Genomic DNA, 13,513 nt, shown 5'->3' with positions numbered 1-13,513 from the left:
GCGGATGTCGCCCCCGGGGGCGAGGTTTGGGATGCCGCCGACTTCAAAGCACGGCTGGTGGCCATGCACGCGCGGGGCAGGGGAAAGCCAGCGTTCGGAGTGGTCAAGTCACAGCCGGTCGGGATCCACGACTTCGAACTGACCGGCCTGACCACGACCCCGGTCGACTGCCACGTCACACGCGGGCAGCGGCCGCCGGACAAAAGGGTGCTGCTGTGCAATCTGCTGTGGCACGCCCCGGCTGAATGGATCGCGATCTGCCACGACCAGGTGCAGCCCCACCTACTGCACGGCTACAGCATTGGCAGTGACGAGCCCTGGGGCAGTGACGAAGCGATGTTGCTGTTCGCGCTGTCTGGAGACTCGACACGTGTCATCGACTACGGCGATGTTCCACGATCCGCTCCGCTTGACCCGATCGCTCTGGCGAAACTGCTCTTTGAACTGCACGGCCGCAGCAGCGCTGAGCGCGCCTTCGACGTCAAACCGGTGAAACGAACGGGACCGAGCCAGCCTGATCTGGAGATCACGGGGCTCGGCCCCGCACCGCTCCACGCGGTCTTCAAGTGGGGACGGCCCGCGCTGCCGGGTGAGACGCCATTGTTCAAGGTCCTCGACGAACACCTGCAACGCTGGCTCGCTGTCGTCGCGGCTCCCGACCTGGCCGGCCAGACCCCCCTCCATGTCCTTGACGACAGGTTCTCACCGGAAACGCCGGGCCTGAGGTTTCGGCGACCGGAACCGGGAACGGCCGTGTACCCCGTCAAGTGAGTCCCCGGCACCGCGATATGCCTTTAGGAGAGAGATGAGCCTGCGTACTGACGACTTGCGGAACTTTCTCGCAGGCTCGGGGCCGGAACTGTCCATGCCTGCACAGATGTTCGCGATCGATGCGGTAGATCAGTTGTTCGCAACCTACGGTTCGGGGTCAGCCCTGGAAGTCTCGGAAGCCGTCTGCGACCTACCGAGGCTGGAGGTACGGGGGCGGGCGCTCCTCGCCGGGCAGACCCGGGCAACGTGCCTGCGGTTCCTCACCGACCCTGCTGGCGAGGTGATCGTCGGCGTCGAGGCCGTGGCGGAGGGCTTCGACTGGCTGATCACGGAGCCGCCGGAGGCGGCGGGAGACTTCACCTTCCTGCGCGATGCGGGCTTCACCGAGCCGGTCGTACTCTTCAGCGCCGGCCACGAGGTGACCGGGGTGGTGTGCGCGGACGGGAGCGCGTACACCGTCGGCCCCGGGGCGGCCTTCACGGTGCCCACCGGTGACGGCCCTGCCACCGCGTATGTGACGGTCCTGGCCCCCGGCGTTCTCCAGCGCTACCAGCTGTCCGCGCGACTGCCGAACGCAGTACCACTGGCATCAATGGAAGCGCTTGCCCAACTACCGCTCCTGACAGGTTTGCCGGTGGCAGACCTGGACATCCCGCCCCAGATCGAGAACGTGTTATCGGCAGTCCGCCTCAAGGAGGTGTCGGCCGCATACGCCACCGACACCTCAACGATCGATCAGGCCGGGATCGTGCTCACTGCGGCTCCGGGAACCCGGTGGGAGATCATCGAGGGGTACCTGGTCCTGGAGTCCTTCCACGACCTGTTTCTGGCTGCGGTGCGCGAGGATGGCTCGTGGCAGCTCGCCGCCAGCATGGGCGCAACACTCACGGTGGCCGGACGGTACGAGCTGCGCGCCGACCTGACGCTGCCGCAACAACGCCTGACGGCCACCCTCACCCGGCCTGACCTGATCGGGGACCTGATCGCGGACCATCTTGACAGCACCGGACTCGACCTGTCCTCCGTCACGGTGGACTATCTGCGGGTCGAGTGCGACATCCCGGCCCGCTCCTACTGCCTGACCCTGGCACTGGCCACGGACACGCCATGGACTCCCATCGCAGGCGTCGCGCTGGAAGGCCTGGAGCTTCGCCTTCGCGGCCAGGGCAGCTCATCCATCACCGACGCCACCCTGACGGGGCGGTTCACGATCGGCCAGAGCACGGTCGTGCTGGAGGGCGTCCGGTCGGGGACGGTGTGGCGGGTCGCGGGCAGCGCGTTCGACGTGGACGTCGAAAGCTTCGTGACCTGGTTCCAGGACGTGTTCAGGGTGGACTTCCCTGCGTCGCTGCGGGGACTGGAACTGTCTCAGTTCCAGGTGGAGCTGGACACCTCGGGCAAGGCGCGCATCAACTGCGTCGCGCTGACGCCGCTCGCCGGCTTGGACGCCGTCCTCCAACTCACCATCACCGTGGATCGCGCCATCTCCTTGACCCAGGTCACGGGCTGGCTGCAACTCGCGGTCCCGCCGGTCGCCGATGACCAGCGTGTCCTGGACTTCAAGGTCGACTACACCTCGGGCGCCGGCGATCGCGCGCTGACCGCCACATGGGAGGGGACACCGGGCATCTCCGCGCAGGAGCTGGCCGACGCCCTCGGGCTCACGCTGCCCGAGCTGCCCGCGGTGCTCACCCCGACACTGGATGCGGCCGGTCTCCACTACGACGTCGCCGACCGCATGCTGGTGATCACCGCCCACGGCGGATCGTGGGGGTGGATGGTCGCCTCACAGGCGACCGAACCAACCGGGCGGCGCTACACGATGGCCGTGCGCGGCGCTGTCACCGCGCGGGCCTCCCAGCTGCCCCTGGTCGGCGAGGCCATCCCCGCCGACTGTGACCTGCTCCTGACCGGCATTCAGTTCGGCTACACACCACAGGCCTGGACCGAGAACGAGGTCGAACGACTCAACGAGGTGCTCAACCTCCTCGATACTGCATCCCCGCCGCGCCTGCCCCGACTCCTGAAGGGGCCACTGACGCCCGGCATCCTGGCCTGGGCCCAGGTGAGCGCCGGTGGCGAAGAGCTGTCGCCGCTGGTCCTGCGCCTGGACGCCAAACCGGGAAGCGCCCTCGCGGCCGGTACGTCGGCGCCCGTGGACGCCATCGTTCTCGGGCGCGAGCTGAAGCGGAGCCAGGAGGCGTCGCAGGACATCGGTCGGGTCTTCGGTCCGGTCCGGATCCACAGGGTGAGCCTCGGCTACCGCAAGGGCGTGCTGTTCATCGCCTTCGATGCGACATTCTCGGTCGGGCCGGCGGACCTGAACCTGATCGGCCTGGGTCTGGGCATCGACAAGGACTTCACCGTCTCCCCAGTGTTGCAGGGCGCGGGGCTGCGCATCGACCGGCCGCCGCTGAAGGTCACCGGCGCCCTCGTGGTCCGCGAGGACGACGAGTTCGAGATCTACATCGCGGGCATGGTCACGGTGGAGGCCGGGTTCTTCGCGATGCAGGCGGCTGGCAGCTACGCCCGCAGTGTGGATGGCTGGTCGTCGGTGTTCCTGTTCGGCGAAATCGCCGCTGCGGGCGGGGCCGCGCTGTTCGCCGCGCCGCCGTTCACGGTGACCGCGGTGTCGGCCGGGTTCGGGGTCAACAGCACGCTGAGGATCCCGGCCATCGAGGAGCTGGGCGACTTCCCGCTGGTGGCCAACCTGGCCGGCGGGCCCTCAGGCGACAGCCCGCAGGACGCTCTGGAGGCGCTGGCCGCGTGGGTGCGGCCCGCGGAAGGACGCTACTGGGGTGCGGCGGGGCTGGAGTTCACCCTGTTCAAGTTCATCGCCACGCGCGCACTCGCGGTGGCGGAGTTCGGCGATGACCTGAAGCTGGCGCTGCTCGGCCGGACCTCGGTGACCTTCCCGCGCGACACCAAGCCGGGTAAGAAGGTCCACGCCCGCCTCGACATCGACCTCAAGCTCGCCTACCAGCAGTCCCAAGGCCTGCTGTCGCTGGACGTGGCGGTGGGCGCCGGCTCGTTCGTCTTCGACCCGGCCTGTCGGCTCACCGGCGGCATCGCCATCTACATCTGGACCGCCGGCATCCACGCGGGTGATTTCGTCATCAGCGCCGGCGGCTACCACCCCATGCTCGAGGAGAACCTGCCCACGCAGTACCCGCACTACCCGCGCCCCGCGCGGCTCGGTTTCACCTGGTCGCCCGACAGCAAGATCATGGTGAAGGCCGAGGGCTACACCGCCCTCACCCCCCACGCCCTCATGTTCGGCGGCCGCTTGGCCGCGACCTACACGTCCGGGCTGCTGTCCGCCTGGTTCACCGCCTACCTGGACGTGCTGGTCCAGTGGCGGCCGTTCTACCTGGACGCGCGTCTGGGCATCGGCATCGGCGTCGCGTTCACCATCAAGATCTGGTTCGTCAAGGTCCGGGTATCGATCGAGGTCGGCATCGACCTGGCGCTGCGGACGCCTCCGTTCGGCGGCCGGGTCACCGTCAAGGTCTGGTTCGTCTCCTTCAGCTTCGACATCGGTTCCAAGCCCCAGGAGCTGGACGCCGCCCAGTGGCCCGAGGTCCACGAGCAGCTCCCGGAGCCGCTCAGCATCACCCCAGTGGCGGGGCTGCTCGCCGACATCGACGCCGACGAGCTCGCCGCCCGCCGAGCCGACGGCGACCCGGTGCTGGTCGCCGCCGCCGGGCTCGTCTTCACCGTCGAGACGGTCATCCCGGCGACCGCGATCCACCTCAACCAGGACACCGACTACGCGACCGCGCCGGACGGCAGGATCAGCATCCGGCCGATGCGCAAGGACGCCTCCATCAGCTCCGAGTTCGTCGTCACCGTCGCCAAGGTCGGCGACGCCGACTACGTCATCTCGGAGGACGACTGGACCGTCGGAGTGATCAAACGCGGCGCCCCCGCGGCACTGTGGGGCCGCCCGCTGGCGAAGCCCGACAACGCTCTCGACGAGGGCCAGGAGGCCTTGCTGCCTGACCAGTTGGCCGGGCTGCGGTTCGAGGTCAAGCTGCCCGAGACCGCAGGCGAGATCGGGCCGGTCACCTCGGCCGCGCTCGCCGTGACCCAGGTGACGCCCAACGGCCACACCCCGCTGCGCAACGGCGGCAAGCAGGGCCCCGTCCCCCTGTCGACCCCCGGCAGCATCGAGACCATCGCCAGCACCGTGAACACGTCCACCGCGGCACGCCGCGCGGGCGCCTACCGTGCTCTGCACCGTCTCGGCCTGGCCCCGGGCGCCTTTGGTGCGTCCCTGCCCCGCTACGCCGACAAGGCCCCCGACTACCTCGTCTCCTCACCACTGACCACGACCACGCGCTAGCAAGGGAGCCTCCGTGGCCACCGGACCCGACCTGAACATCACGTTCTACGACTACCTGGCTCCCCGCCTGACCGCCGGCAAGTACCAGGTCCACGCCGAGCATGAGCTGACGCAGGGCGGCGTCGACATCACCACCCCCGGCGCCCGGATCGACCCCGTGGAGGCCGAATTCGAGGTGCGGGCCGTCCAGTTCGTCCTCGACGAGTCCTCGGTACAGGCGGTGTACCCGCCGCCCGGGTCCTCGGGTAACTACCGGACCGTCCTGCCGCACATCACCCTCAACCGGTCCATCCTGCCGTGGGAGCGCGAGGTCAAGTGGTCGTCGCGAGCGGCCCGTGCTCCGTGGATGGCCCTGCTGATGTTCCAGGCCGGCGAACTGCCGGATGACCCCGAAGGCATGGGAATCGCGACCTCCCGCACCGTCGCCGAACTGTGCCGGCCGAAACCGGAAGACTCAGGCGTGCAGCCCCCGGCGATCGATCCGGACGGCCTGGATCCCAAGACCCGGGACTCCAACTGCCGCACCATCGACGTGCCCATCGACCTGTTCAAGGCCCTGATCCCGCGCGAGGACGAGCTGGACCACCTCACCCACGTCCGCGACGTCTACGAACCGGCCGCCCGCGCCGGCGGCGAGGTGCTCACCCCCGGGTCGTTCGCCGTCGTCACCGGCAACCGCTTCCCCTTGGACGTGATCGGCCCGCGCACCGTGCACCTGGTCTCCCTCGAAGGCCACGACGGGCCGCTGAAGGGCGAGTTCACCACCGGCGCCACCCACATCCGGCTGGCCGCACTGTGGTCCTGGTCCTTCACCCACGACCCGACCGGCCGCCTCGACCCGCACAGCCTGCTCAAGGCACTGGTCGCCCGCGGCGCCCTCGACGCCGAACGCCTGGCCCTGCGCCTGGAGCCGGCCGCCGATCCCGGCGGCAGCCCCGACGCGGATGAGCAGTACGCCCGCGAGCGGCTGCGCCTGGGCTACGTGCCCGTCCCGCAGCGGCTGCTGTCCGGTGAGCTCAGCTACGCCTGGTACCGCGGCCCCTGCACCCCCGTCACCGTCCAGGACCTCCCCCGTGGCTATGACGCGGACCCGAAAACCCAGACCACCGCCGACCACGCCCTGATCTACGACAAGGACTACGGCGTCTACGACGTCAGCTACGCCTCCGCCTGGACGCTGGGCCGCACCCTGGCCCTGGCCGACCCCGAGTACAGCGCCGACCTCGTCCGCGCCCGCCGCGAACTGTCGAACCAGGCCGTCGGTCTGATGGCGCTGGCCGCCGATCCCGCCCGCGCCCGCGCCGCCACGCCGAGGGCCGGCCGCAGTCACGCGGATGCCGAGACCGACCTGCGCCCGGGCCTCGGGTGGCTGCGCACCCTCGCCATCGACAGCCGCGATCTGCCCCGGGCCCTGGCCGCGCCGCAGTCCCGCGCCCCGATGCCCGCCGAGCCACCGCCCACCCCGCTGAGTCGCGCCGACCGGCGGCTGCTGCTCGGCACGGGCGCCCGCGCGGCAGCCCTGCGCCGCACCGCGGACCACCGCACCGCCGGCATGCCCGCCTGGCTGGATCGCGCCGCCGCCCTGCACGGCATCCCGTTCGGCTACCTCGTGCCCGATCCGCGCATGCTGCCGCCCGAGTCGCTGCGCCTGTTCCGCCTCGACCCCGGCTGGATCAGCGCCCTGCTCAACGGCGCGCGCAGCGTCGGCTTGCACACCGGCCTCGACCAGCAGCTCGAGGCCACCCTGCACGCCGCTGTCGGCGCCCGCCGCGCCGGCGAGGAGCAGGCGCCCAAGGCCGGGCTGCTGCTGCGCTCCGCGCTCGTCCCCGCCTGGCCCGAGTTCGACCTCGTCGCCTACACGGCCGACGGCCGGCCGCTGACCGAGCTGCGCCGCGACCACCCCGCCCCCGACGTGCTGCTCCTGCTGTTCGACGACGTCCCCGACTCGATCGTGATCCGCGAGCCCGGCGAAGGCATCCACTTCGGCACGACGGCGGAGGGGAAGATCTCGCTGCGCGCCCTGGTCCCTGACAACGAGTACGACCGCGGCGAGCCCATCGGACGGCCCCTGCCCGCTACCGAGGGAAAGACCGTCTTCACCGAATTCCTGCGGCCCGACAACCCCTACGGCGTCCTGAACCTGCTCGACAGCGGCGGCATCGTCGCAGCCCTGACCACAGCGCTGAACCACCCGCAGCCGCTGACCGCCGGCGAGTTCGCCATCGAAATGATCAATTCGCCGCTTGAGCAGAAGCTGGTGCCCGCCACCGGAGGCCGCAGTGAATGACACCCGCCTGAACACCAGCGCCGACAGCGAGCTGATCGTCCCGATCCGCCTGCACACCCTCGTCGTCAACGGCACCGTCACGGCCGACGCCACCTGGACTCCGGCCTTCAGGCAGATGCTGGAGCGGGCCGCCGACGCCGAGCCCCCGCAACCCACCTACGCCAGCCTTGGCACAGGCGTCCACATCCAGTGGGAACTGCCGGAGGTACTCTCCCGCGGCCACTTCCACCCGGCCACCGGCGAGACGACCTTCCCCCTCGTGCCGAACCGCTGGCTGGTGGTCCGCTACGCCAACAAGGCGGGGCGGCGGCACGCCGTGGGCTGGGTCGTCCACAGCGACTACCTGCAGAACAGCGACTACGAAGGCGCCCTCGGCAACGCCACCAGTGCCTACATCACCGACCGCAGTCCGAGCGGCGAGACCGTCCCTGTGCACACGGACATGATCGGCCGCAACCACCCGCTCCAGGACACCGACGGGAACGACCGTCCTTGGACAGACCCGGATCCCGAGGGCCGTCACCCGCTCTTCCTCACCGCGGTCGGGCCCGGTCTACCGGCCTTCGCCGCCTTCGCCTCTTACCACAAGAACGTGTTCTGTCTCCACGACACCCTGCTGGACCTCAAGCTCCCCGGCGACAGCCACGTCGCCGACAACGAGCTGAGCTACCTGGTCGTCGGCTGGTACTCGGGGGCGGACGCGGACATCCTGACCAAGGCCAGGGAGATCCCCGGGCTGCTGCCCGAGGGCGCCACCATGGAGGATCTGCTCGCCGCGCTGGAGTGGACCGCGCCGTCCGCGACGCCGGCTCTCAAGGACACGCGTTGCTGCGGAAGTTCACTGGGCATCAGCTGGAGTCACAACCGCCCGATGCACTCCACCCAACCCACCAGCCCCGCCGACCTCAAGCTCGCCGTCGGCCACAGCACTGCCGACGCCCTTGCCGAGCTGGTCCGCCGGCAAACCCGCTCGAACCTCGACGGGGAGCTCATCAAGGCGCTGTTCGCCGGCACCATCGAGACGTACGGCCTACCCGAGGGCGCCGTCGAACTCGACGAGGCCACCCGCCGCGCCTGGTACGCCGGCAGTGAGGGCGGCCACGTCTGGGAGATCGTCCCGAGGCCCAGCGACGACCCCGGACCCGCCGCGCCCGTCCCCGACTGGCTGGCCGACCTCAACCGCGCCCAAGCCGAGTACGACGACCTCGCCGACCGGCTCGCCCGCACCAGGGCCCGCCTGTGGGACCTGTGGTGGCTGCGGCACCTGCCCGAAGCGCACCACGACCGACCGGACGACTTCAACGACGATGCCGAAGCGCAGCTCAACCCCGAGAACGAGGGAGCCATCGCCCACACGGTCCGGGAATACCTCGACCGCATGACCCAACTGACCGTTGGCCCCGACGCCCTGCCCATGCGCGACACCCCCGAGGCCCTGCAAGACGCCATCAACGCCTACGCGCAAGCCCACGGCCTCGCCACCGACCTCGAACTCAAGCGCACCGCCCGCGACCCCTACTACAGCCCCGCCGACCCGGTCGTCGCCATCGCGGGCTCCGGCACCCGCCAGCCACTCGGCCGCGACCCCAAAGATCCGCTGCCGTGCCGCCTCCCCTCGGCCCTCCTCGCCTCGATCACGATCGACGGCCTCCCGCCGTTCCTGCCCGACCCGGCGGCACCCAGGCCGACCCTGGCCAACCTGCCCGCGATCTGCGCAACGCTCCTCGACGAGTTCGCGCTGCTGGACAAGGCGGCGTTCACCAGGATCGACGGGAGCACCGCCACCGCCCTCGAAGTCGCCCTGTCCGATCCCGGCACCATCGAGGGCCAGGCGCCCGCGTACCTCGGCGTATGGCAGCAGCCATGGCATCCGATGTACCTGCAGTGGGAGATCCGTTACTGCCCCACCCCGTTCCGTACCGGGGCCAGGGACAACTGGACCTTCGACGGCAGCACCTACCAGTGGACCGGCCAGGGAGCGCTGGCCCACGACGGCGCGGAGAACCAGTGGCCCGCCTTCACCGGCCGCTCCTACCTCACCCCCACAAGCCCCTACGTGCTGCGCCAACAGGTGCACCGCTACCTGCAGACGTACTCCGCCGCCGAGACCGAGGGCCTGGACACCCTGCTCGGCATCTACGCCGACCTGGACGTCGTGTCCCAGACCCTGGACGGCTTCAACGACTGGTTGCTGCGCCAGGACGGCGGCGCCAGGCTCATCCCGCCCGCCGCGCTCGCCGACGCCCAGCTGCTCGGCGACCCCCAGCGCGTGCCCTCACCCGGCCAGCCCAACGACCCGCCCAACGACGAACGCTTCCAGCCGGTACGTGCCGGCCAGTTCTACTTCCACAGGCTCCAGATCATCGACCGCTTCGGCCGCACCGCCCCATTCATGTCCAACAACGACCCCGGAACACTGTGGCCCTACCCGGCCGCCAGCGTGCTCCCCGACCGCAGTAAGCCGCTGTACGTCCCGCAGGGTGAGGAGCGTCCGCCGAACAACCACCGCTTCATCCAACTACCACCGCGGCTCATGCAGCCGGCCCGGGTCCGCCTGGCGCCGATCCGCGCAGCCGACAGCGCCGGGTACGCCGGATTGCCGCCGGCCGACGTTCCCGCGGCGACCCCGGTCGTCGGCTGGCTGATGCTCAACTACCTCGACCAGACCCTGCTCGTCTACGCGCCCGACGGCTCCCCGCTCGGCGAACTACGAGTGGTCGGCGATGGTGCACGCGTCACCTGGACCATGCTGCCCCACGCGCCGTACGCCAGCCCCGAGGAGTTCACCGGCGTCTACCCGGAGCTGTCCAAAATGATCGTCGCCCTGCGAAACAGCGGGCCGATCTCGTTCGACAACCTGCTGACCACCATCAACGACAGCCTGGAGAGCGTCACCGATCCCAGTGCGCAGGCCGACCGCACTCCGGCCCGCCTGATCGGGCGGCCCGTCGCCCTGATCCGCGCCGAACTCGCCATCCAGCTCCAGGGCCCGCCACTGACCAACCCCAGCTGGCAACAGATCCTCGACCCGGATGACGAGGACTACCCCGACTACACGTGGCCGGTGCGGCTCGGCAACGCCGAACTGCTCGAAGACGGGCTCATCGGCTACTACGCGAGCCGGTCCGAGCCGGGCGGCGACACGCACTACGACGTCCTCAACACCGTCGAGAAGAACCCGCCACGCGACCCCTACCTGAACCCGATCACCACCGGCGCCGACCTCGCCCTGCGAGCCACACCCAGCGGCGAGTCGCAGGTCCACCACCTCACCCTGCTCGCCGACCCGCACACGGCGGTCCACGCCACCACCGACATCCTCCCCGTGGCCGACCTCGCCCTGGATGCCGACCTGGTCCAGAAGGCACTGACCAGGATCGAGGCATCCTTCCGGCTCGACCCCCTGCTCGCCCCCACCAGGGCCGGCAACCAGACCGCAACCGCCTCCGACGCCCTCGGCGAGACCCCCGGGTACGGCCTCGCCAACCTCCTCGACAGCGACCTCGGCACCTGGTACCTCAGCGAAGCGCCCGCCACCCGCGGCGACTGGATCACCCTGGACCTTGAGCAGGTGCGCGACGTCCACCGGATCGACCTCTATCCGGGCGACGCCATGGGGGAGAGCCAACTGCCCGCCTGCGAGCTGCAATTCTTCGACGAAGACAACGAGGAGTGGACCGTCCTCGACAGCTTCGTGGCCGGCGCGGAAATCCACTACACCCCGACCACATCAGTGCCCGCCAGGCACCTCCGCATCCGGTTCACTGCCGACGCATCAAGCCCCGTGGCCATCCGCGCCTTCAGCGCCACCACCAACGCCGGCGACAACGGGCTCGTCATGCCCCGGCCCGCCGCCTGGTTCGGCGACTGGACCTGGGCCGAGCCCTACGACACCGTCGACGGCCCTGGCTGGGCACGCCTGCCGATCCTGCCCGCCGACCGCTCCGCCTACCTCGACGACGCTGTACCCACCGCCCGTGCCGGCTACCTCCAACTGCGCCCGCGCCGCGACTGAACCGCAAGGAGCACAACCATGGCCACCGCCAACGAACCGCCCCTGCTGTCCTACGCGCTGGAACCGAAATCGATCTCGGTGAGCACGCCGACCAAGCCCAGCCCGGGAAAGCTGGAGATCGCCGCGATCGCCGACACCCCTGTGTACTGCGACGGCTTCGTCATCAGAATCCCGATCGGAACGGGTGAAGAGGACCTGACGACCGACAAGACGATCACGGCCAGGCTCGAAAGTGACAACCCGAGCGTGCCCGACGCCTGGCCGCACGAGGAGAGGCTGGAGGAGAACGACACCATCCTGGCCGTCCACTTCGAGCCGAACGCCGCTGTCCAGATCTCCGCCGGAACGCGACTCACCCTGCACATCGCCGACTTCGACGTGAACGAGGAGATCGGCACAGCACACATCACGATCACCGAACTCACATCACCGACATCAAGTGGCCCCTACCCCCCGCGGACGACCTCGCACGAGGTGAACAAGACACCCCCGGGCTTCTACCTTCGCAACCTCACCCCCGACCACATCGCGGTGGACAACGGCGATTCCGTGCTGCTCACCTGGGAGACCTCACACGGAACCAACTACCGCATGTACTGGGACGACCTGTCCGAGCCCCTCAGCATCAACGACACCGCCTGGCGCTCCCCCGCACTCACCCGCACCACCGGCTTCATGCTGCAAGCTTCCGTCAACACCCGCAGCGGCCGCGCCCTCATCCTGCACACCCTCACCACCGCCGTCACCGTGATCAACGCGGACCTCACCGCCCGCGACATCGCCGTCAACGGCACCCTCGACATCGGCAACGGCCCCGGCACCGCCACCACCAACCTGGGCTTCACCACCGACGAGCACGGCGTAAGGCACCTGCCCTCCTCCATGACCGACGGCAACCGCGACACGTACTACTGGAGCGCGCTCCACCCCAAGGTGGACGACTGGGTCATGGTCGACCTCGGCGGCGAACGCCAGATCACCAAGATTGAAATCTACTTCGGCGCGACCACCGGCTACACCCTCCCGAGCTGCGACCTGGAGTACTCCACCAACCGCACACAATGGCACAAGCACACCACCATCCCAGCAGGTCGAACGGACTACAAGAGCGGCGCCATCGCGTGGACCGCCCGCTACGTGCACCTCAAAATGAACGCCGCGCAGGGACACCGCATCGCCATCCGCTCCTTCGAGATCACCACCGAGCCCTGCGGCGCCACCATCACCCCCACAGAGACTGTCATCCACACCCCGCTGACGACGAAGGGCGCGGTGCGGATCGAAGGAGACCTCGTCGTCACAGGTGAGATCCGCGTCATGAACAAACTCACCGCCGAGAATGCTCTCGAAGTCGGCGAGAACCTCCTTGCGAAGGGGCATGTGACGGTGACCCAGCCAGGCAAGGTCCTCAGGGTCAGGGAACTCCGGGGCCCCGTGAAACAAGGCGGCGAGACAGTCGATCCACCGATCAACATCTCGAAAGGCACGATCACGATCGGCACGATCTACGGCGCCGGACCCTATCCGACAGTCACCATCCCCGCCCACCTCAAGCTGTCCACCCCCGGACGCACCACTACCATCAACGGCCCGGTCATCGCCAAGGGCAACGTCACCATCGATGCGAAAAGTGACACGCAACCAGCCGCGGACAACACGCTCACAGTCGGAGCGGCTCTGATCGCCAAGAGCAACGTCACTGTCGACCCGGGGGCCGATGGTCGCATCTGGCTCAAGACGGGCCGTTTCAACGCCGACGGCCCTGCCCTGTTTGCTGGCAAGGTAGACGGCCTGTTCCCCACTGTTACGTCCGCGACATGGGAAGGAACGTCATACTCGCTCACCGTTGACGCCGACATGATCGCCACCGTCAGGAACGAAAGCAGCAAGAAGCAGTTCATCAACGCCTGGTCCGGCGGAAACATGTTGTTCGAGATCGGCCTTGACGCCTGGGAAGTAGCGACCGTACCCCTCAGGAAGGGCTGGACCTTTCAGAAGAGGTCTCCCCAAGGAGGGACCCTGTATGTCTGGAGGTTCTACGTGGGAGCCAAGTCTTAGTTCGTCATATCAATTTGGTGAAGCTCGGGTTAGTACT

The 13,513-nt window shown here is 69.0% G+C and carries 5 protein-coding genes; all 5 read left to right on the top strand.

Annotation, left to right across the window (positions count from 1 at the left end; translation table 11 throughout):
- A partial coding sequence (locus AB0C96_RS37425; RefSeq protein ID WP_362924017.1) for a hypothetical protein occupies positions 1–771 on the top strand: 771 nt, incomplete at its 5' end.
- A gap of 94 nt (positions 772–865) precedes the next feature.
- Entirely contained in the window at positions 866–5,116 is a 4,251-nt protein-coding gene (locus AB0C96_RS37420; RefSeq protein ID WP_362924015.1) for a DUF6603 domain-containing protein, read from the top strand.
- 13 nt (positions 5,117–5,129) lie between these two features.
- Positions 5,130–7,403, top strand: coding sequence for a hypothetical protein (locus AB0C96_RS37415; protein WP_362924013.1), 2,274 nt, complete (start codon positions 5,130–5,132; stop codon positions 7,401–7,403).
- Positions 7,396–11,418 (top strand): discoidin domain-containing protein, encoded by a 4,023-nt coding sequence (locus AB0C96_RS37410; protein WP_362924011.1) that lies wholly within the window; start codon positions 7,396–7,398, stop codon positions 11,416–11,418. Before AB0C96_RS37415 ends, AB0C96_RS37410 begins: the two co-directional genes overlap by 8 nt.
- Positions 11,419–11,436: 18 nt before the next feature.
- Positions 11,437–13,476, top strand: coding sequence for a discoidin domain-containing protein (locus AB0C96_RS37405; protein ID WP_362924009.1), 2,040 nt, complete (start codon positions 11,437–11,439; stop codon positions 13,474–13,476).
- Positions 13,477–13,513: the final 37 nt, after the last annotated feature.

It is taken from the genome of Streptomyces sp. NPDC048506, from assembly GCF_040651315.1.
Lineage (GTDB): Bacteria > Actinomycetota > Actinomycetes > Streptomycetales > Streptomycetaceae > Streptomyces.
This window is presented reverse-complemented; position numbering and strand designations above follow the sequence as displayed.